General features: G+C 71.1%; 19 protein-coding genes. 2 read left to right on the top strand and 17 right to left on the bottom strand.

Annotation, left to right across the window (positions count from 1 at the left end; all coding sequences use genetic code 11):
• Positions 1-312: 312 nt before the first annotated feature.
• Entirely contained in the window at positions 313-1,614 is a 1,302-nt protein-coding gene (gene tyrS, locus ACFVTH_RS19155; protein ID WP_387094523.1) for a tyrosine--tRNA ligase, read from the bottom strand.
• 111 nt (positions 1,615-1,725) lie between these two features.
• Between tyrS and ACFVTH_RS19150 the strand changes: the two genes are divergently transcribed.
• Both ACFVTH_RS19150 and ACFVTH_RS19145 read left to right on the top strand, forming a co-directional pair.
• Positions 1,726-2,346 carry a DNA-binding protein gene (locus ACFVTH_RS19150; RefSeq protein WP_386942148.1) on the top strand — a complete coding sequence of 207 codons (621 nt, stop codon included), beginning with the start codon at positions 1,726-1,728 and terminating at the stop codon, positions 2,344-2,346.
• A complete protein-coding gene (locus tag ACFVTH_RS19145) occupies positions 2,343-2,948 on the top strand; it encodes a hypothetical protein (protein ID WP_387094520.1) in 606 nt (201 codons plus the stop codon). Before ACFVTH_RS19150 ends, ACFVTH_RS19145 begins: the two co-directional genes overlap by 4 nt.
• 9 nt (positions 2,949-2,957) lie before the next feature.
• On the opposite strand, the gene ACFVTH_RS19140 is transcribed toward ACFVTH_RS19145, so the two are convergent.
• The 16 genes from ACFVTH_RS19140 to rpmI form a co-directional block, all read right to left on the bottom strand.
• Positions 2,958-3,527, bottom strand: a complete 570-nt coding sequence (locus tag ACFVTH_RS19140; RefSeq protein ID WP_387094517.1) for a DNA-3-methyladenine glycosylase — start codon at positions 3,525-3,527, stop codon at positions 2,958-2,960.
• A 44-nt stretch (positions 3,528-3,571) separates the two neighbouring features.
• A complete protein-coding gene (gene argH / locus ACFVTH_RS19135) occupies positions 3,572-5,002 on the bottom strand; it encodes an argininosuccinate lyase (RefSeq protein WP_387094515.1) in 1,431 nt (476 codons plus the stop codon).
• A gap of 129 nt (positions 5,003-5,131) precedes the next feature.
• On the bottom strand, positions 5,132-6,061 hold the full coding sequence (argF, locus tag ACFVTH_RS19130) for an ornithine carbamoyltransferase (RefSeq protein ID WP_387094512.1): 930 nt from the start codon (positions 6,059-6,061) through the stop codon (positions 5,132-5,134).
• A 25-nt stretch (positions 6,062-6,086) separates the two neighbouring features.
• Positions 6,087-7,238 (bottom strand): acetylornithine transaminase, encoded by a 1,152-nt coding sequence (locus ACFVTH_RS19125; RefSeq protein WP_387094534.1) that lies wholly within the window; start codon positions 7,236-7,238, stop codon positions 6,087-6,089.
• Between the two features lie 32 nt (positions 7,239-7,270).
• Entirely contained in the window at positions 7,271-8,200 is a 930-nt protein-coding gene (argB, locus tag ACFVTH_RS19120) for an acetylglutamate kinase (RefSeq protein WP_387094510.1), read from the bottom strand.
• 4 nt (positions 8,201-8,204) lie between these two features.
• A complete protein-coding gene (argJ, locus tag ACFVTH_RS19115) occupies positions 8,205-9,362 on the bottom strand; it encodes a bifunctional glutamate N-acetyltransferase/amino-acid acetyltransferase ArgJ (protein ID WP_387094508.1) in 1,158 nt (385 codons plus the stop codon).
• The gene (gene argC, locus ACFVTH_RS19110; protein ID WP_387094505.1) at positions 9,359-10,402 is read right to left on the bottom strand and encodes an N-acetyl-gamma-glutamyl-phosphate reductase; all 1,044 of its coding nucleotides are present in this window, start codon (positions 10,400-10,402) and stop codon (positions 9,359-9,361) included. Before argC ends, argJ begins: the two co-directional genes overlap by 4 nt.
• A 301-nt stretch (positions 10,403-10,703) precedes the next feature.
• Positions 10,704-13,229 carry a phenylalanine--tRNA ligase subunit beta gene (gene pheT, locus ACFVTH_RS19105; protein WP_387094502.1) on the bottom strand — a complete coding sequence of 842 codons (2,526 nt, stop codon included), beginning with the start codon at positions 13,227-13,229 and terminating at the stop codon, positions 10,704-10,706.
• A gap of 3 nt (positions 13,230-13,232) precedes the next feature.
• Positions 13,233-14,273, bottom strand: coding sequence for a phenylalanine--tRNA ligase subunit alpha (gene pheS / locus ACFVTH_RS19100; RefSeq protein WP_387094499.1), 1,041 nt, complete (start codon positions 14,271-14,273; stop codon positions 13,233-13,235).
• A gap of 42 nt (positions 14,274-14,315) precedes the next feature.
• A complete protein-coding gene (locus tag ACFVTH_RS19095) occupies positions 14,316-15,251 on the bottom strand; it encodes an amino acid ABC transporter permease (protein WP_387094496.1) in 936 nt (311 codons plus the stop codon).
• Positions 15,248-15,895 carry an amino acid ABC transporter permease gene (locus ACFVTH_RS19090; RefSeq protein WP_387094493.1) on the bottom strand — a complete coding sequence of 216 codons (648 nt, stop codon included), beginning with the start codon at positions 15,893-15,895 and terminating at the stop codon, positions 15,248-15,250. Before ACFVTH_RS19090 ends, ACFVTH_RS19095 begins: the two co-directional genes overlap by 4 nt.
• 58 nt (positions 15,896-15,953) lie before the next feature.
• A complete protein-coding gene (locus tag ACFVTH_RS19085) occupies positions 15,954-16,817 on the bottom strand; it encodes a glutamate ABC transporter substrate-binding protein (RefSeq protein ID WP_387094490.1) in 864 nt (287 codons plus the stop codon).
• A 51-nt stretch (positions 16,818-16,868) separates the two neighbouring features.
• Positions 16,869-17,657, bottom strand: coding sequence for an amino acid ABC transporter ATP-binding protein (locus ACFVTH_RS19080; RefSeq protein ID WP_387094488.1), 789 nt, complete (start codon positions 17,655-17,657; stop codon positions 16,869-16,871).
• Between the two features lie 91 nt (positions 17,658-17,748).
• Positions 17,749-18,549, bottom strand: a complete 801-nt coding sequence (locus ACFVTH_RS19075) for a TrmH family RNA methyltransferase (protein WP_387094485.1) — start codon at positions 18,547-18,549, stop codon at positions 17,749-17,751.
• Positions 18,550-18,674: 125 nt separating this feature from the next.
• On the bottom strand, positions 18,675-19,061 hold the full coding sequence (gene rplT, locus ACFVTH_RS19070; protein WP_157422736.1) for a 50S ribosomal protein L20: 387 nt from the start codon (positions 19,059-19,061) through the stop codon (positions 18,675-18,677).
• Between the two features lie 32 nt (positions 19,062-19,093).
• On the bottom strand, positions 19,094-19,288 hold the full coding sequence (rpmI, locus tag ACFVTH_RS19065) for a 50S ribosomal protein L35 (RefSeq protein ID WP_387094482.1): 195 nt from the start codon (positions 19,286-19,288) through the stop codon (positions 19,094-19,096).
• Positions 19,289-19,294: the final 6 nt, after the last annotated feature.

Genomic DNA, 19,294 nt, shown 5'->3' with positions numbered 1-19,294 from the left:
CGCGCTTCCCGGCCGCCGCGGCGACAAAAGAAAATCTACGTCACCCACACCCCACCCCACAAATCCACCATGCAACCCGGGCGTGTCGCGGCGCCAACCCACGGCGCACGCCGCGGACGAAGCCCTGATCAGTAGGGGGAATACTGGGCCAGGTCCCATGATCCCGCGCGGCGCCGCCCCCGCCCTCCGACACTCCCCCAGACGGGCCCGCTCCGCGCACCGGCCCGAACCCTCCTCGGCGCAACGCGAAGGGCCCCGGTTCGATCACGAGGTGATCGAACCGGGGCCCAGACGACTCGGCGAAGCCGGCTGCTACTCGACGAAGACGCCGGCGAGCGTCTTCTTGCCACGTCGGAGCACCGCCATGCCGCCCCGCTCGACGAAGGCGTCGAGCGTCGCGGCCTGGTCGTCGACCCGGCGGTTGTTGATCGACACGCCGCCCTGGGCGATCGCTCGACGACCCTCGCTCAGGCTGGAGACCAGCTTCGTGTCGGCGAGGAGCTGCGCAATCGGCGCGTCGGGCGAGGTCGTCGTGTTCGGCAGCTCGCGCAGCGCCGACTCGAAGACGTCGGCGTCGAGCTCGGTGATCTCGCCCTGCCCGAACAGCGCCTGCGATGCGGCGATGACCGCCGCCGTGGCATCCGCGCCGTGCACCATCGTGGTGACCTCGGTCGCGAGGACCCGCTGGGCCTCGCGACGGAAGGGCTCGCTCGCGACGAGCGCCTCGAGCTCCTCGATGCGCTCGCGACCGAGGAACGTGAAGACCTTGAGGCGCGTGACCACGTCGGCGTCGTCGGTGTTGAGCCAGAACTGGTAGAAGCGGTAGGGGCTGCACATCGCCGCGTCGAGCCAGACCGCGTTGCCCTCGCTCTTGCCGAACTTCGTGCCGTCGCTGTTCGTGATGAGCGGCGTGCCGATCGCGTGCACGCTCGCGCTCTCGACGCGGTGGATCAGGTCGGTGCCGCTCGTGAGGTTGCCCCACTGGTCGCTGCCGCCGGTCTGCAGCACGCAGCCGTACTGGCGGTAGAGCTCGAGGTAGTCGAAGCCCTGCAGGATCTGGTAGCTGAACTCGGTGTAGCTGATGCCGGAGTCGGAGTTCAGGCGCGAGGCGACCGCGTCCTTCTTCAGCATCGTGCCGACCCGGTAGTGCTTGCCGATCTCGCGGAGGAAGTCGATGGCGCTGAGGCCGGCCGTCCAGTCGAGGTTGTTGACGAGCCGCACGGCGTTGTCGCCCTCCTGCGAGAGGAAGCGCGTGACCTGCCCCTGCAGGTAGCCGACCCACTCGGAGACGGTCTCCTTCGTGTTCAGGGTGCGCTCGGCCGTCGGCCGCGGGTCGCCGATGAGCCCCGTCGAGCCGCCGACGAGCCCCAGCGGCTTGTGCCCCGCGAGCTGCAGCCGGCGCATGGTGAGCAGCTGCACGAGGTTGCCCAGGTGCAGGCTCGGCGCGGTCGGGTCGAAGCCGCAGTAATACGTGATCGGCTCGCCCGCGAGAAGCTCTTTGAGCGCGGCCTGGTCGGTCGACACGTGCACGAGGCCGCGCCAGACGAGCTCCTCCCAGACGTCGTCGAATGAGGCGTCGTTCTGCTGGGTGGAGAGGATCACTGGGTCTGACACCACGTCAGATTATCAGCGGCGGATGATGAGCACTCCATCCCTAACCATCCTGGGTTTAATGCTATATGCTTATCTTCATCGTGATGAAGCCTGCAAGGTGAAGGAGGGGCCATGATCGTCATCACCGCAGACCAGGTCTCCAGCCGCACGCGCGCCGATCTCGCCGGCGCCGAGCGCGACCGCATCCAGGACGCTCACGGCGATCGGCTCAGGCTGCCCGTCGCTCGCAACGCGGGCGACGAGATCCAACTCCTCACCGACGATGCGCGCACGGCCGTCGACGTCGTCCTCGAGCTCACCCGACAGGGCGAGTGGAGCGTCGGCATCGGCTGCGGCCCGGTGCGAGAGCCGCTCCCCGACGACATCAGGGAGGCGAGCGGCGAGGCGTTCTTCGCCGCACGCGATGCCGTCGAACGCGCCAAGAAGAGCAGCCCTCGGCTCGCCGTCGAGGCGCCGGGCTCAGACCTCGACGGAGACGCCGCGCACCTCGAGGCGCTCTTCAAGCTGGCCCTCATCCTCCGCGAGCGCCGCTCCGGCCAGGGGTGGGAGGTCTACGACCGCATCGTCGCAGGAGCGCTGCAGTCCGACATCGCCGACGAGCTCGGCGTGAGCGCCCCGGCGATCAGCTCGCGCATGAAGTCGGCGAACATCCGCGCCGAGCTCGACGCGGTGCCCGCGCTCGCTAGGCTGCTTGAGAATCTGGATGCCTCGACGGGAGCCCGCCACCCATGAACCTCTTCGTCATCGCCGACGCGATCATCTGGTCGGCGCTCCTGCTCGCCCTCGTCGCCGCCACGGTGCTCTCGATCCTCGCGTCGGTCCGGCCCCGTCGCGGCTACGTCTGGTTCGCGACGGGCACGCTCGGCATCGCGCTGCTCGCGGCCGCCTCGGCCCCGACCCTCCCGCCGATCGGCATCGCGCCGCTCGTCGTCGTGCTCGGCCTCGGGATCGCCGTGTTCGGCGGCAGCGCCGCGGCGGGCACCGCGCTCGACCTCGCCATGGGCGGCGCCGTCGCCCCCGGCCTGCACGGCGGCATCATCGTGACCGACCGGCGGGTCGACGCCGACGCCGCATCGGGCGTGCACGCCGTCGAACGACGCAGGGAGGTGCTGCGCGGCGGGCTCACGATCGGCGTGCTCGAGCGCGTCGCCTCGGCCGGCGCGATCATCGCAGGATTCCCCGAGGCGCTCGCGATCGTGGTCGCGATCAAGGGCGTCGGCCGGTTCACCGAGCTCGAGGCGCCCGAGGCACGCGAGCGATTCATCATCGGCACCTTCGCGAGCCTCATCTGGGCGTGCGCGGCGGCGCTCGTCGTCCACCTCGCGATCCGCTGAGGCGCACGACTACTCGGCGGCGAGCTTGTGGCGGCGGTAGGGCGAGACGCCCTCGTCGCCCGGCAACCAGAACCGCCACGGGTACGCCGCACCGCCGCCGTCGCCGCTCACGCCCGTGCGGGGGCCCGCCGCATGGTGGAGCGGCGCCTCGAGGACCTGCAGCGAGAACGGCGGCGCGAGCAGGTCGCCGCCGTCGGCCTGGAGCGGCACCCCGAGTGCGCGCGCGAGGCGGCCCGGTCCGCGCGCGAGGTCGCGGTCGGCGACGCCCGGCCGCCGCTCCCGGGCGAGCTCGAGACCGCGCACGACCGTCGCCCCGCGGATCAGCACCGCCGAGGCGCGACCGCTCGGCCGCGACACGATGTTCAGGCAGACGTGCATGCCGTAGCTGAAGTACGCGTAGAGACGCCCCGGCTCGCCGAACATGACCGCGGTCCGCGGCGTGCGCCCGCGGAAGGCGTGCGATCCGGGATCCTCGCCGACGCCCCGGTAGGCCTCGAGCTCGGACAGCCGGATCGCGACCTCCCCGTCGGGCGCGCGGTAGGAGAGCACGGCACCGAGCAGGAGCGGTGCGAGCCGCACCGGATCCTGCTCGAAGAACGCACGCTCGGGCGTCGCCAGTACGGTCAGGCCGCCCCCTCGGGTAGCCCCGCCACGAGGTGCCGCACCCGATCGGCCAGGCGTGCGAACTGCTCGTCGACCCGCACCGGTGCGGTGCCCCCGATGCCGTCGCGGCTGGCCACCGAGCCCTCGATCGTCAGCACCTCGCGCACCTCGGGGGTGAGATGCGGCGAGATCGCGGCGAGCGCGGCGTCGTCGACGGCGTCGAGCTCGAGCCCGTGTTCCTCGGCATGGCGCACGAGCGCGCCGGTGATCTCGTGGGCGTCACGGAAGGGCACGTGCCGCTTCACGAGCCACTCGGCGACATCGGTCGCGAGCGAGAACCCGGCGGGCGCGAGCTCCGCCATCCGGTCGGTGTGGAAGGTGAGCGTCGCCACCATTCCGGTGAACGCCGGCAGGAGCACCTCGAGCGTCTCGACCGAGTCGAAGACGGGCTCCTTGTCCTCCTGGAGGTCGCGGTTGTACGCGAGCGGGAGGGCCTTCAGCGTGGCGAGGAGCCCGGTGAGGTTGCCGATGAGTCGGCCCGACTTGCCGCGCGCGAGCTCGGCGATGTCGGGGTTCTTCTTCTGCGGCATGATCGACGACCCCGTCGAGTAGCCGTCGTCGAGCGTGACGAAGCCGAACTCGCGGGTGTTCCAGAGGATGATCTCCTCGGAGATGCGCGACAGGTCGATGCCGATCATCGTGGTGACGAAGGCGAACTCGGCGACGACGTCGCGGCTCGCCGTGCCGTCGATCGAGTTCTCGGCGGGCGAGGCGAGCCCGAGGTTGCGCGCGACGGCGGCGGCGTCGAGGCCGAGCGTCGATCCCGCGAGGGCTCCCCCGCCGTACGGCGAGACGTCGGCGCGCTTCGTCCAGTCGACGAGGCGTTCGAGATCGCGGCCGAGCGCCCACGCGTGCGCGAGCAGGTGGTGCGCGAGCAGCACGGGCTGGGCGTGCTGGAGGTGCGTGCGCCCGGGCATGATCGCGCCGCGGTGCGCTTCGGCCTGCGCGGCGAGCGCGTCGATGAGGTGCACGAGCTGCTGCCCGATGACGGCGGCGTGGTCCTTCAGGTACAGCCGGACGAGCGTCGCGATCTGGTCGTTGCGGCTGCGCCCTGCGCGCAGCTTGCCGCCGAGCTCGGGCCCCACGATGCCGATGAGCGCCGCCTCGAGCGCGCCGTGCACGTCCTCGTCGCTCTCGGCCGCGATGATCTCGCCCGACAGCACGCGGGCCTCGAGGGTGTCGAGCCCCGCGAGCATGGTCGCGAGCTCGTCGTCGCCGAGGTAGCCGGCCGCGGCGAGCGCCCGGGCGTGCGCCCTCGACCCGGCGAGGTCGTAGCCCGCGAGCTGCCAGTCGAAGTGCGTCGACTTCGAGAGCCGGGCGAGTTCGGGCGACGGGCCGCTCGCGAAGCGGGCGCCCCAGAGCGAGCCCTCGTTGGTGCCGTGCTCGGCCATCATGCGTCCTTCCGGTTCAAGAGCGAAGCGAGAGCTGTCAGCGCAAGAGTGCCGTGCTCGGCCATCATGCGTCCTTCCGGTTCAAGAGCGAAGCGAGAGCTGCCAGCGCAAGAGTGCCGTGCTCGGCCATCATGCGTCCTTCCGGTTCAAGAGCCAGGTCAGCAGCGCCTTCTGCGCGTGCAGGCGGTTCTCCGCTTCGTCCCAGACGACCGACTGCGGGCCGTCGATGACCTCGGCGTCGACCTCGACGCCGCGATAGGCGGGCAGGCAGTGCAGGAAGATCGCATCGTCGGATGCCTCCGCCATGAGCGACTGCGTGACCCGGTAGTCGCCGAAGGTCGCGAGGCGCTCGGCCTTCTCGGCCTCCTGCCCCATCGACACCCAGGTGTCGGTGACGATCACGTCGGCACCCGATGCTGCGACGCCAGGGTCGGTGGTGACGAGCACGGAGCCGCCCGTGGAGGCGGCGATGCGCTCCGCGTCCGCGACGATGTCGGCGCGGGGCGCGTAGCCGGCCGGCGCGGCGATGCGCACGTGCATTCCGGCGGTGGCGCCGCCGAGCAGGTAGGAGTGCGCCATGTTGTTCGCGCCGTCGCCGAAGTACGACATCGTGAGCCCCGCGAGCTCGCCCTTCCGCTCGCGCACGGTGTGCAGGTCGGCGAGGATCTGGCAGGGGTGGAAGTCGTCGGAGAGGGCGTTCACGACGGGCACCGCGGTGCCGGCCGCCATCTCCTCGAGGCCCGACTGGGCGTAGGTGCGCCAGACGACCGCGGCGACCATGCGCTCGAGCACGCGGGCCGTGTCGGCGACCGACTCCTTGCCGCCGAGCTGGCTCTCGTTCGAGGCGATGACGAGCGGCACGCCGCCGAGATCGGCGATGCCGACCGAGAAGGAGACGCGCGTGCGGGTGGAGGTCTTGTCGAAGATGACGGCGACGGTCTGCGGCCCCTCGAGCGGACGCTCGGCGAAGCGGTCGGACTTGAGTCGGGCGGCCAGCTCGAGGACCTCGGCCTGTTCGGCCGGGCTGAGGTCGTCGTCGCGGAGGAAGTGGCGGGTCATGGGATCCGTTTCGTTCGGGAGGAGTTCAGTGGCTGGCGACGGCGTCGAGCGCGCGGGAGAAGCGCTCGACGAACTCGTCGATCTCGGCGTCGCCGATGATGAGCGGGGGCGCCATGCGGATGGTGGCGTCGTTCGCCGCGTTCACGATGAGTCCGTCGTCCATCGCTGCGGCGACGAGGTGGCCCGCGACGGGCTCGGACAGCCCGATGCCGATCAGGAGGCCGCGACCGCGCACCCCTGCGACGAGCGGGGAGTCGAGCTCGAGGATGCGCTCGCGCAACTGCGCACCGCGCGTCCGCGCGTTCTCGACGAGTCCCGACGACTCGATCTCGCCGAGCACCGCGTTCGCGACGGCGGTCGCCAGCGGGTTGCCGCCGAAGGTCGAGCCGTGCTGGCCCTTCGTGTAGAGCGACGACGCGTGCCCGTAGGTCACGAGGCCGCCGATCGGGAAGCCCCCTCCGACGCCCTTCGCGAAGGTGATCGCGTCGGGCGCGATGCCCGCGTGCTGGAACCCGAACCAGGCGCCGGTGCGCCCGGCGCCGGTCTGGATCTCGTCGACGATGAGCAGCGCGCCGTGGCGGTGCGTCAGTTCGCGCGCCGCCTCGAGGAAGCCGTCGGGCAGCTCGACGACGCCGGCCTCCCCCTGGATGGGTTCGACGATGAGCGCCGCGACCGCGTCGTCCATCGCGGCCTCGAGCGCCTCGAGCGTCGCCGGGATGTGCTCGACCCCGCCGGGCAGCGGCAGGAACGGGTCGCGCATGTGCGCCTTGCCGGTGAGGGCGAGCGAACCCATCGTGCGCCCATGGAACGCGTCGACGAGCGCGAGCACCCGCGTGCGCGCGCCGCCCGAGTTGTTGAGGCGCGCGAGCTTGAACGCGGCCTCGTTCGCCTCGGCGCCGGAGTTGCCGAACCACACGCGGCCCTCGTCGCCCGCCCCGGCGAGCCGGGTGATCCGCTCGGCGAGCTCGAGCGTCGGCTCGGTCGTGAAGTAGTTGGAGACATGGGCGAGCGTCGCGGCCTGCCGGGAGACCGCCTCGACGAAGGCGGGATGCGCGTGCCCGAGCGCGTTGACCGCGATGCCGGCGAGGAAGTCGAGGTAGGACTTGCCGGAGTCGTCCCACACGCGCGCGCCCTCGCCACGCTCGAGCTTCGCGAGCGGCATGCCGATCGAGCGCATGATGCGGGTGTCGAACCGCTGCTGCCAGTCGTTCACTCGGCACCTCCGGCGCTCTGGGGCACGACCTCCGTGCCGATTCCGGACTGGGTGAAGACCTCGAGCAGGATCGAGTGCGGCACGCGGCCGTCGATGATCGCCGCCTTCGCGACGCCGCCCTCGACGGCGTCGAGGCAGGCGCGCATCTTGGGGATCATGCCCGATTCGAGCGTGGGCAGCAGGGACAGGAGCTCGGGCACCTCGATGACCGAGACGAGCGAGTCGCGGTTCGGCCAGTCGCGGTAGAGCCCGGCGACGTCGGTGAGGATGACGAGCTTGGCCGCACCGAGCGCGACCGCGAGGGCCGCAGCCGCCGAGTCGGCGTTCACGTTGAGCGACTGGCCCGGCGTGTCGGCATCCGGCGCGATCGACGAGACGACGGGGATCCGCCCGGCGTCCAGCTGCGCCTGCACCGCCTCGGGGTCGACCGCCACGACGTCGCCCACCAGGCCGAGGTCGATCTCGACGCCGTCGACGACGGCTCCGCGACGACGACCGGTGAACAGCCCCGCGTCCTCGCCGGAGAGCCCGGCCGCGAGCGGCCCGTGCCCGTTGATGAGCGAGACGAGCTCGCGATTGACCTGGCCCGTGAGCACCATGCGCACGACGTCCATCGCCTCGGGCGTGGTCACCCGATACCCACCGCGGAACTCGCTCTCGATGCCGAGCCGCTCGAGCATCGCCGAGATCTGCGGGCCGCCGCCGTGCACGACGACGGGCTTGATGCCGGCGTAGCGGAGGTAGACCATGTCCTCGGCGAACGCGCGCTGCAGCTCGGGGCTGACCATCGCGTTGCCGCCGAACTTCACGACGATCGTCTCGCCGTGGAACCGCTGCAACCACGGCAGCGACTCGATGAGCACCCCGGCCTTCTGGGCGGCGAGGTCTGCACCGCTCTGCGCGGCATCCGTCTCGATCTCGCTCATGCGCTCAGCTCGCGTAGGCGCTGTTCTCATGCACGTAGTCGTGCGTGAGGTCGTTCGTCAGGATGGTCGCGGTCGCCTCACCGGCGTGCAGCTCGATGAGCACGTGGGTCGCGCGCGGCGTCAGGTCGACCTCGTCGCGCGGGCGGTCGGGCCGCCCCGCGTGGCAGACGCGCACCCCGTTCATCGACACGTCGACGAGGTACGGGTCGAACGGCGCCTGCGTGGTGCCGATCGCGGCGAGCACGCGGCCCCAGTTGGGGTCGTTGCCGAAGATCGCGGCCTTGAAGAGGTTGTTGCGGGCGACCGAGCGACCCACCTCGACGGCGTCGTCCTCGGTCTCGGCGCCGCGCACCTCGATCGTGATGTCGTGGCTCGCTCCCTCGGCATCGGCCTGCAGCTGCGCCGCGAGGTCGAGGCAGGCCGCGGTGAGCGCCTCGGTGAACGCCGCCTCGTCGGGCACGACGCCCGAGGCGCCGCTCGCGAGGAGCGTCACCTGGTCGTTGGTCGACATGCAGCCGTCGGAGTCGAGTCGGTCGAAGCTGACCCGGGTCGCCTGCCGCAGCGCCCGGTCGAGGGCGGATGCCTCGAGCTCGGCGTCGGTCGTGAGGACGACGAGCATCGTGGCGAGGCCCGGTGCGAGCATGCCCGCGCCCTTCGCGATGCCGCCGATGCGCCACCCGGCGCTCTCGACGACGACGGTCTTCGGCGTCGTGTCGGTCGTCATGATGGCCCGGGCCGCATCGGCTCCGGACTGGGCCTCGGCGGAGATGCGGTTCGCGGCGCTGAGCACACCCTCCTCGAGGACCTCGCCGTCGAGCTGGTCGCCGATGAGCCCCGTCGAGCAGACGAGCACGTCGCCGGACGACACGCCGAGTGCCGACGCGGCCGCCTCAGCCGTGCGGTGCGTGACCTGGAAGCCCTCGGGCCCGGTGAAGCAGTTCGCCCCGCCCGAGTTGAGCACGATCGCGGCGACCTGCCCGTCGGCGATGACCTGCCGCGACCAGATGATCGGGTTCGCCTGCGCGCGGTTCGAAGTGAACACCGCGGCCGCCTGCTGCGACGGCCCGCGGTTCACGATGAGGGCGAGGTCGAGCGCCCCGGTGCGCTTGATCCCGGCGGCGATGCCGGCGGCTTCGAATCCGGCGGGGGCGGTGACGGTCACGGGGCGACTCCGTTCACGGGGAGGCCGGTCGACTCGGTGAGTCCGAGCGCGAGGTTCGCCGACTGGATGGCGGCACCCGCGGTGCCCTTGACGAGGTTGTCGACCGCCGTGACGACGACGACGCGACCCGCGCGCTCGTCGACCGCGAGGCCCATGAGCGCGGTGTTGGCGCCGAGCACGTCGGCGGTGCGCGGGAACTGCCCCTCGGGCAGCAGCTGCACGAAGCGCTCCCCCGCGTACGCGTCCTCCCAGGCGGCGCGCACCGCCGCCGGGTCGGTGCCGGGCATGATGCGCGCCGTCGACGTCGCGAGGATGCCGCGCGACATCGGCACGATCACCGGCGTGAACGAGATGGTCGGGTCGGCGGCCCCGGCCCAGCGGAGCGCCTGCTGGATCTCGGGGATGTGCCGATGCACTCCGCCCACCGAGTAGGGGTTCGCGGAGCCCAGGATCTCGGAGCCGAGGAGGTGCGCCTTGAGGCTCTTGCCCGCGCCCGACGGCCCGACGGCGAGCACCGACACCAGGTCGCGGTCCTCGATGACGCCGGCGCGGATGCCGGGCGCGAGCGACAGCGCGACGGTGGAGGCGTTGCAGCCGGGTGCGGCGATGCGGCGCGACTTCGCCAGCCGGTCGCGCTGGGTGCTCGAGAGCCGCGGCAGCTCGGGCACGCCGTACGTCCACGCGGGGTGGAAGTCGCCCCCGTAGAAGGCCTGCCAGTCGGCGGCGTTCTCGAGGCGGTGGTCTGCGCCGCAGTCGATGACGAGGGTCTCTGGCGAGAGCTCGGCCGCGACCGCCCCAGAGGCGCCGTGCGGGAGCGCCAGGAACACCACGTCGTGGCCGGCGAGCGTCGCGGCGCTCGTCTCCTGCAGGGTGAGGTGCGTGTAGGTGCGCAGGTGCGGCTGCACCGCGACGAGCGGCTGGCCGGCGTTGGAGTGCGCGGTCACGGTGCGGACCTCGAACTCGGGATGATCGGCGAGCAGCCGCAGGATCTCTCCTCCGGCATAGCCGGACGCGCCGGAAACGGCGACGGAGTACGTCATGGAATCCACCTTAGGGTCTGTCTGGTCGGGGCGATGTTCCGGCGACGCCCCGCGACAGGCCGCTACGCCTGTGCAGGGGTCGCCGAGATTCGGCGGCCGCCACGGCGTCGGCTGCGCACGACCGAGACACGCGAGACGCGTGCGGTGGCGACGAACCGGGTGATGGACATGGATCGACCCTATCCGCGCGGCGCGGCGGGGTGCAAACCGAGTGGCGGTGTGCGTCGGAATGCGACGACGGCGCCGCGCGGAGTGCGCGGCGCCGTCGTCGGCGTCCCGAGTTCGAGCGGGTCGGGCGGCCTCAGTCGCGGATCGTCGCGCCGGTGCGCTCGGCCGCGAGGGCCGCACCCGCGAGCTTGGCCTCGCTCGCCTCGGCCGCGGTGAGCGTGCGATCGGGCGCGCGGAAGCGCAGCGCGAAGGTCAGGCTCTTCGACCCCTCGGGCAGGCCCTGTCCGCGGTAGTCGTCGACGAGGCCGAGGTGCTCGAGCAGTTCGCCCGCGCCCTCGCGCACCGCTGCGGCGACCTCGGCGGCCGGCACGGCGGCGTCGACGAGGACCGAGAGGTCCTGCGTCGCCGCGGGGAACGTGCCGATCGGCGACGCCTCGACCGCGGGGTCGGCGGCGGCGATGACGGCGTCGAGGTCGAGCTCGGCGACCGCGACGACGCGCGGCAGGTCGAGCTCCTCGGCGAGCGCCGGCAGCAGCTCGCCGGCGAAGCCGACGACCCGGCCGCCGACGCGGAGCTCTGCGGTGCGGCCAGGGTGCAGCGCCTGGTGCGACCCCTGCACGATCTCGAGCTCGGCGCCCGTCGCGAGCGCGACCCGGCGCGCGGCGTCGAGCGCGTCGACGAGGCCGAACGGCTCGGCCGGCTGGCCCGGCTGCTTCGCGATGCGGTCGCCCACGAGCAGCACGCCGAGGTGGCGCGGCTGCGGCGGGATGCCCGCGTCGAGCGCGGCGAGCGTCTCGTCGCTCGGCTTCGCGTCGCCGACGGGCAGCTCGGCGGAGCCGTAGGCGCGCCCGGCCTCGGGCAGGAAGACGAGTCCGAGCTCGAACAGGTCGACGTCGACGAGCCCGCGCGAGCGGTTGCGCTTCGCCGCGGCGATGAGCCCCGGCAGCAGCGAACGGCGCAGGTAGGGCGTCGACTGGTCGAGGGCGTTCGCGAGGCGCACGGATGCCACGGGCGAGCCGTCGGCGCTGCCGAAGCGGGCGTTCTCGGCCTCGGTCGCGAACGGGAAGCTCAGCACCTCGGTCGAGCCGGCGCCCGCGAGCACGTCGGCGGTCTGCCGGCGGAGACGCTGCGAGCGGGTGAGGCCGCGCCCGGGAGGCGCGACCGGCAGTACCGAGGGGATGCGGTGGTAGCCGACGAGTCGGGCGACCTCCTCGGCCAGTTCCTCACGGCCCGTGAGGTCGGGGCGCCACGCAGGGGGCACGACCGAGAAGCCGCCGTCGACGCGGGTGAGCACCCCGCCGATCTCGGCGAGCGCATCGTGCACCTCGTCGCTCGTGTACTCGACGCCGATGAGCTGCGAGACGAAGCCGTCGGGCAGCACGATCGCGTCGCGCGCGGGCGTCGTCTGGATCAGGGATCCCCCGGCGTCGGCGGTGCCGCCCGCCAGGTCGACCATGAGCTGCGCGACGCGCGCGACCGCGACGGTGCCGATGGTCGGGTCGATGCCGCGCTCGTAGCGCTTCGCCGCCTCGCTCGGCAGCTTGTGACGGCGGGCCGTGCGCGCGATCGACACCGGGTCCCAGTGGGCGGCCTCGATGAGCACGTTCGCCGTGCCCTCGCCCATCTCGGTCTCGGCGCCGCCCATCACGCCCGCCAGGCCGATGGGGCCGCGGTCGTCGGTCACGACGATGTCTTCCGCGTGGAGCGTGCGCTCCTTGCCGTCGAGCGTCGTGAACCGCTCGCCCGACTCGGCACGGCGCACGACGATGCCGCCGCGCAGCGCGTCGAGGTCGTAGCCGTGGATCGGCTGGCCGAGCTCGAGCATGACGTAGTTGGTGATGTCGACGAGCACGGAGATCGACCGGATGCCCGCGAGCTTCAGCCGCGCGATCATCCACGCCGGCGTCGGCTTCGAGGCGTCGAGGCCGCGCACGATGCGCGTGGCGAACGCGTTCGACGCGAGCCTGCCGCGCAGCGGCGCCCGGTCGTCGATGACGACGGGGAAGCCGTCGTCCGAGACATCCGTGGCGGGGGTCTGCAGCGCCGGGTCGCGGAACACCGCGCCCGTCGCGTGCGCGTACTCGCGCGCCACGCCGCGGATCGAGAAGGCGTAGCCGCGGTCGGGCGTGACGTTGATCTCGATCGCGGCGTCGTCGAGGCCGAGGAGCGAGATGGCGTCGCTGCCGACCGGGGCGTCGAGGCCGAGCGTCGACAGGCGGAGGATGCCGTCGTGCTCGTCGCCGAGGCCGAGCTCGCGCGCCGAGGCGATCATGCCGTCGGAGACGTGGCCGTAGGTCTTGCGCGCGGCGATCGGGAACGGCCCGGGCAGCACGGCGCCCGGGAGCGTCACGACGACCTTGTCGCCGACAAAGAAGTTGCGGGCGCCGCAGACGATGCCGTGCACGGCGTCGCCGCCGTCGGCCGCCTGCTCGCCGTCGGGTGCGACGCGCACCTGGCACCAGCGGATCGTCTTGCCGTTGGACTGCGGCTCCTCGACGAACTCGAGCACCTCGCCCACGACGATCGGGCCCTGGAGCTCGAAGGTGTGCACGTCCTCCTCTTCGAGGCCGACCTTCACGAGGGCGGCGTGGACGTCTTCGGGCGTCGTGCCCGGCACGAGCTCGACGTACTCGGCGAGCCAGCTGAGGGGTACTCGCATCGTTTAGACCACCATTCCGAACTGCTGGGAGAACCGCACGTCTCCCTCGACCATCTCGCGCATGTCCTGCACGTCGTTGCGGAGCATGAGGCCGCGCTCGACCCCCATGCCGAAGGCGAAGCCCGTGTGCACCTCGGGGTCGATGCCCGCCGCGCGCAGCACGTTCGGGTGCATCATGCCGCAGCCGCCCCACTCGATCCAGCGCGCGCCGCCCTTGAAGGTCGGGTGCCAGAAGTCGAGCTCGGCGCTCGGCTCGGTGAACGGGAAGAAGCTCGGGCGCAGGCGGATCTTCGCCTCGTCGCCGAAGATCGCCTTCACGAAGTGGTCGAGCGTGCCCTTGAGGTGGGCCATGGTGAGGCCCTTGTCGACGGCGACGCCCTCGAACTGCATGAAGACCGGCAGGTGGGTCGCATCGAACTCGTCGGTGCGGTACACGCGCCCCGGTGCGAGCACGTACAGCGGAAGCTCGCGGTCGAGCATCGACCGGATCTGCACGGGGCTCGTGTGCGTGCGCATCACGAGGTGCGCCTCGGGCGGGTCGACGAAGAAGGTGTCCTGCATCGCACGGGCCGGGTGGTCGGCGTCGAAGTTCAGGGCGTCGAAGTTGAACCACTCGCTCTCGACCTCGGGGCCTTCGGCGATCTCCCACCCCATGCCGGTGAAGACGTCGCACACGCGGTCCTGCAGCAGGGCGAGCGGATGCCTCGCGCCCGCCGTGATGCGCGTCGGCAGCGCCGTGACGTCGACGGCCTCGGCGGCGAGCTGGGCGGACGCCTCGGCCTCGACGATCTCGGCCTCACGGGCGGCGAAGGCCTGGTTGACGCGCCCGCGGGCGCCGCCGACCAGCTTGCCGAGGGCGGCCTTCTGGTCATTGGGGACGTTGCGCAGTTGCGCGTTGAGGAGCGCGAGCGCCGACTTCTCGCCGGTGTGCTCGCTGCGAACGGTCTTCAGGGCGGCGGAGTCGCCGGCCGACGCGATCGCCGCGAGGGCTGCGTCGACCGCGGACGCGACCGCGGATTCGGTGATTTCGAGGGGCTCGGACACGAAGACCGAGTCTACCGGCGCGGAGACCTGCCGATGCGACCGTCAGGTCGCGCCGCCCATACCGCCGGTCTGGTCCGATTGGCGGGCCGAGGCCGACGCCTGCGCGACGAGGATCGCCTGGTTCGGGTTGTCGGGATCGAGCTTCCTGCCGCTCGACTTCGACGCCGTGCGACGCGACAGCCAGCGCGCGAACCACGAGAGCGAGAGGTTCATGATCAGGTAGAGCACCAGCGTGACGACGAACAACGAGAACAGGTAGCGGTTGCCGAAGAAGCTCGCCATGTTGTTGAGGGTCACGCGCATGAGCTCGACGTAGCCGACGATGTAGCCGAGCGAGGTGTCCTTCAGGAGCACGACGAGCTGCGCGACGATGATCGGCAGCATCTGCCGGAACGCCTGCGGGAACTCGACGAGCATCTTCGACTGCAGGGGCCGCATGCCGAGGCTGAGCCCCGCCTCGCGCTGCCCGCGCGGCAGCGCGGCGAGCCCGGCGCGCAGCGCCTCGCCGATGAGCGCGCCGTTGTACAGCGTCAGCGCGACGACGACCGCCCAGAACGCCGGGACGCTGAACACGAGCAGGATGAACAGCATCATGAGCAGCAGCGGCATGCCGCGGAAGAACTCGAGGACGACCGCGGTCGGCACCCGGATCCACCGGATCTCGGAACTGCGGAGGAGCGAGAACACCATGCCGAGCACGATCGCGAACACCGAGGCGGTGAGCGCGGCCTGCAGGGTGCCGCCGACGCCGACGACGAGGATGCGCTCCCACACGACCGGGTCGGTGAAGATGTCCCATCGGCTCGGGTCGAAGAAGCCCGGCAGGGTGATGCCGCCGCTCTCGCGCGGGGCGGCGAGCGTCATCACGATCCAGGCGAGCCCGGCGACGATCACGACGCCGGTGACGATCGACGAGATCAGCGAGAGACGCCGGGCGCGAGGCCCGGGGGCGTCGAAGAGCACGCTGGAGCCGCTCATCGCTGCACCACCCACTTCCGTTCGAGTTGGGCGGCGATGACGCCGAGCGGGATGGTGATCACGAGGTAGAGCGTCGCCGCGGCGAGCAGGATCGCGATCACGGCGTTGCCGTTGGCGTTCGCGAGCTCTCGGGTCGCGGCGAAGAGCTCGAAGACGAAGAAGCCGCCCGCGACCGAGGTGTTCTTGGTCAGGGCGATGAACACGTTGATGAGCGGCGGGATCGTCATGCGGAAGGCCTGCGGCAGCACGATGAGGCTCACGGTCTGGCCGAACCCGAGGCCGACGCTGCGCGCCGCTTCGGCCTGCCCGACCGGCACGCCGTTGATGCCCGACCGCAGCGCCTCGGCGACGAAGGGCGAGGTGTAGACCGAGAGCCCGATCATCGCGGCGGTCACATAGTCGAGGCGCGAACCGAGGTAGGGCAGGATGATCGCGCAGAAGAACAGCACGAGCGTCAACGGGGTGTTGCGCACGAGCTCGGTGTAGACGGTGGCGAAGGTGCGCAGCGACGCCACCGGCGAGATGCGCATCGCCGCGATCAGCGTGCCGATCACGAGCGCCGAGACGCCGCTCACGCCGAGCAGCAGCAGGGTCATGCTGAACCCGCGCCAGTAGGTCGGCAGGTTCTCGATGACGGCGTCCATGCGCCTCCTTCAGGACGGGTCGCGGTCCGGGCGCTCGCGCGCCCGGACCGCGAACGGATCAGTAGCGGTCGACCGCCGGCGGGTCGACGAACGGCAGCACGGTTCCGGCGGTGGCGTTCCACGCCTCCTCGTACCGGCCGTCCTCGTACGCCTCCTCGAGCACGTCGTTGATCCACATGCGGAAGTCGGTGTCGTCGAGCTTCAGTCCGATGCCGTAGGGCTCCTCGGTGAACGGCTCGCCCACGAGCTTGAACTCCCCCTCGTTCTGGGAGACGAGCCCGGCGAGGATCACGTTGTCGGTCGACACCGCGACGACCTGGCCGCTGCGGAGCGGTTCGAGGCAGTTCGAGTACGTGTCGGTCTCGATGACCTCAGCGCCGAGCTCCTTCAGGTTGGCGGCCGGGGTCGAGCCCGTGACCGAGCAGACCGGCTGGCCCACGAGGTCGTCCTCGCTCGTGATGTCGTCGTTGTCGGCGAGCACGAGGATCGACTGGCCGGCCGTGTAGTACGGGCCCGCGAAGGAGACGACCTCCTTGCGCTTGTCGTTGATCGTGTACGTCGCGACGACGATGTCGACGTCGCCGTTCTCGATGAACGGCTCGCGGTTCGCCGAGACCGACTCGACCCACTCGATCTTGTCGTCGGCGATGCCCAGTTCCGAGGCGATGATCTTCGCGATCTCGACGTCGAAGCCGACGGGAACCCCGTCGGGCCCGACGAGTCCGAACAGCGGCTGGTCGAACTTCGTGCCGACCGTGATGGTGCCCGCCTCGGCGAGCTTCGCCATCGTCGTGCCCTCGTCGAAGGTCGGCGCCGGCTCGTCGGACGGCTCGGCCGAGTCGCCGCCCCCGCTCGAGCAGCCGGCCAGTGCGAGCGCGGTCACCGCCGCGGCCGCGAGGAGTGCGATGCTGTTGCGTTTCATGTCCCTGCCTCTTCTCCTGTGATGGTCCTCGCGACTCGTGATCGCGGAGGTCTAGTGTTCGAGGATCTTCGAGAGGAAGTCCTTCGCACGATCGGACTGCGGGTTGTCGAAGAACTCGGCGGGCGTCGCCTCCTCGACGATGCGACCGTCGGCCATGAACAGCACCCGGTCGGCCGCCTTGCGGGCGAAGCCCATCTCGTGGGTGACGACGATCATCGTCATGCCGTCCTTCGCGAGGCCGACCATGACGTCGAGCACCTCGTTGATCATCTCGGGGTCGAGCGCGCTCGTCGGCTCGTCCATGAGGATGAGCTTCGGGTTCATCGCGAGCGAGCGGGCGATCGCCACGCGCTGCTGCTGGCCGCCCGAGAGCTGCGCCGGCAGCTTCTTCGCCTGGTTCGCCACGCCGACGCGGTCAAGCAGCTCCATCGCCTTCGCATCGGCGTCCTTGCGCGACATCCGCTTCACCCGGATGGGCGCCAGCGTGACGTTCTCGAGCACCGTCTTGTGCGCGAACAGGTTGAACGACTGGAAGACCATGCCGACGTCGGCGCGGAGCCTCGCGAGCGCCGCCCCCTCTTCGGGAAGCCGCTCGCCGTCGATCGAGATCGACCCGGAGTCGATGGTCTCGAGGCGGTTGATCGCCCGGCACAGCGTGGACTTCCCGGAGCCCGACGGCCCGATGACGACGACGACCTCGCCGCGGTTCACGACCGTGTTGATGTCGTTGAGCACGTGCAGCTCGCCGTAGTGCTTGTCGACGTGGTCGATCACGACGAGCGGCTCGCCGCGGCGGACGCTGATGTTCGAGGTCGGCGGCGCGGGCTGGGTGGGCTCCATACCCCCAAAACTAGGGAGATTTCGACCCCGGCCGCCACTGTTCGACGCCGCGGTTACCGATTCGTGACCCGCGGTACGTGCCCGGCGCGGTTCAGCTGCGCTGCGCGAACGCGCTCTCGTAGAGGCACACCGAGGCGGCCGTCGCGAGGTTCATCGACTCGGCCTTGCCGTAGATCGGCACGATGACGACGCGATCGACCAGGGCGAGCTGCTCGTCGGGAAGGCCGCGGGCCTCGTTGCCGAAGAGCCACGCCGTCGGCTTCGCGAGCACGCCCTCGTTGCGGGCGGTCAGGAGGTCTTCGCCCTTGACGTCGGCGGCGAGCACGGTGAGCCCGGCGGCGCGTGCGCGCTGCAGCACGTCGTCGAGGTCGGCGCCGACCGCGACCGGCAGGTGGAAGATCGATCCCGTCGAGGAGCGGACGACCTTCGGGTTGTACAGGTCGACGGCGCGACCCGTGAGGATGACCGCGTCGGCGCCCGCGGCGTCGGCGGCACGCACGATCGTGCCGAGGTTGCCCGGGTCGCGCACCTCCTCGAGGATCGCGATGAGCCGGGGCCCCGCGGCGAAGACGTCCTTCACGGCCGTCGGGAACTGCCGGCAGACCGCGACGAAGCCCTGCGGCGTCACCGTGTCGGCCATCGCCGCGAGCACCTCTTCGGTGACGAACTCGACCTCGATGGCGGCGCGCACCGCGTCTTCGGCGATGCCGGTGTACCGCTCGAGCGCGGTCGGCGTGGCGTAGAGCTCGACGACGAGCTCGGGCCGGAACTCGAGCGCCTCGGCGACCGCCTGCGGCCCCTCGAGCAGGAACAGCCCGCTCTCGGCGCGGGCGGCCTTCTTCGCGAGTTTCGCGACGGCACGGACGCGCGGCGAGCGGGGGTTCTCGAGCATGGTCTCAGTCTATTCAGCGAGATGTCCCGGTCGAGGCATCCTCGGAACACCCGCGCGGCGACATGCGAAACGGCCCGTCGCTCTGCTGAGGCAGAGCGGCGGGCCGTTCGAGGAGAAGCCTGCGCTTACGCGGCGGTCTTCGGAGCCGAGGTGTCGGCGGGGAGCGCCTTCTTGGCCGACTCGACGAGCGCGGCGAAGGTCGCGGGCTCGTTGACCGCGAGCTCCGCGAGGATGCGGCGGTCGACCTCGATGCCGGCGAGGCCGAGGCCCTGGATCAGACGGTTGTACGTGAGGCCGTTCTGACGCGAGGCCGCGTTGATCCGCTGGATCCAGAGGCGACGGAAGTCGCCCTTCTTCTTGCGGCGGTCGTTGTACGAGTAGACGAGGGAGTGGGTGACCTGCTCCTTCGCCTTGCGGTACAGGCGCGACCGCTGGCCGCGGTAGCCCTCGGCACGCTCAAGGATGACCCGACGCTTCTTGTGCGCATTGACTGCGCGCTTGACTCTTGCCATTGCTCTGTTTCTTCCTTAACGGGTCTCGCGGCTCAGTGGCCGAGAAGCTTCTTGATGTTCTTGGCGTCGGGCGCCGACACGACCTTGTCCTGGTTCAGGCGGGCCTTGCGCTTCGAGGCCTTGACCTCGAGGTTGTGGCGCATCCCGGCCTGCTGCTTCTTGACCTTGCCGGTGCCGGTCAACTTGAAGCGCTTCTTGGACCCGGAGTGGGTCTTCTGCTTCGGCATCTCGTG

Source organism: Agromyces sp. NPDC058104 (assembly GCF_042884835.1).
In the GTDB taxonomy this organism is placed as follows: Bacteria; Actinomycetota; Actinomycetes; order Actinomycetales; family Microbacteriaceae; genus Agromyces.
This window is presented reverse-complemented; position numbering and strand designations above follow the sequence as displayed.

Excerpts from the sequence above, each read along its gene's own strand:
- ACFVTH_RS19145 (WP_387094520.1), top strand. The coding sequence starts at position 2,343 with ATGAACCTCTTCGTCATCGCCGACGCGATCATCTGGTCGGCGCTCCTG.
- ACFVTH_RS19150 (WP_386942148.1), top strand. The coding sequence starts at position 1,726 with ATGATCGTCATCACCGCAGACCAGGTCTCCAGCCGCACGCGCGCCGAT.
- argF (WP_387094512.1), bottom strand. The coding sequence starts at position 6,061 with ATGACCCGCCACTTCCTCCGCGACGACGACCTCAGCCCGGCCGAACAG.
- argC (WP_387094505.1), bottom strand. The coding sequence starts at position 10,402 with ATGACGTACTCCGTCGCCGTTTCCGGCGCGTCCGGCTATGCCGGAGGA.
- ACFVTH_RS19090 (WP_387094493.1), bottom strand. The coding sequence starts at position 15,895 with ATGGACGCCGTCATCGAGAACCTGCCGACCTACTGGCGCGGGTTCAGC.
- ACFVTH_RS19080 (WP_387094488.1), bottom strand. The coding sequence starts at position 17,657 with ATGGAGCCCACCCAGCCCGCGCCGCCGACCTCGAACATCAGCGTCCGC.
- argH (WP_387094515.1), bottom strand. The coding sequence starts at position 5,002 with ATGGCCGAGCACGGCACCAACGAGGGCTCGCTCTGGGGCGCCCGCTTC.
- ACFVTH_RS19075 (WP_387094485.1), bottom strand. The coding sequence starts at position 18,549 with ATGCTCGAGAACCCCCGCTCGCCGCGCGTCCGTGCCGTCGCGAAACTC.
- pheT (WP_387094502.1), bottom strand. The coding sequence starts at position 13,229 with ATGCGAGTACCCCTCAGCTGGCTCGCCGAGTACGTCGAGCTCGTGCCG.
- rplT (WP_157422736.1), bottom strand. The coding sequence starts at position 19,061 with ATGGCAAGAGTCAAGCGCGCAGTCAATGCGCACAAGAAGCGTCGGGTC.
- ACFVTH_RS19095 (WP_387094496.1), bottom strand. The coding sequence starts at position 15,251 with ATGAGCGGCTCCAGCGTGCTCTTCGACGCCCCCGGGCCTCGCGCCCGG.
- ACFVTH_RS19125 (WP_387094534.1), bottom strand. The coding sequence starts at position 7,238 with ATGCGCTCGATCGGCATGCCGCTCGCGAAGCTCGAGCGTGGCGAGGGC.
- ACFVTH_RS19085 (WP_387094490.1), bottom strand. The coding sequence starts at position 16,817 with ATGAAACGCAACAGCATCGCACTCCTCGCGGCCGCGGCGGTGACCGCG.
- argB (WP_387094510.1), bottom strand. The coding sequence starts at position 8,200 with ATGAGCGAGATCGAGACGGATGCCGCGCAGAGCGGTGCAGACCTCGCC.
- rpmI (WP_387094482.1), bottom strand. The coding sequence starts at position 19,288 with ATGCCGAAGCAGAAGACCCACTCCGGGTCCAAGAAGCGCTTCAAGTTG.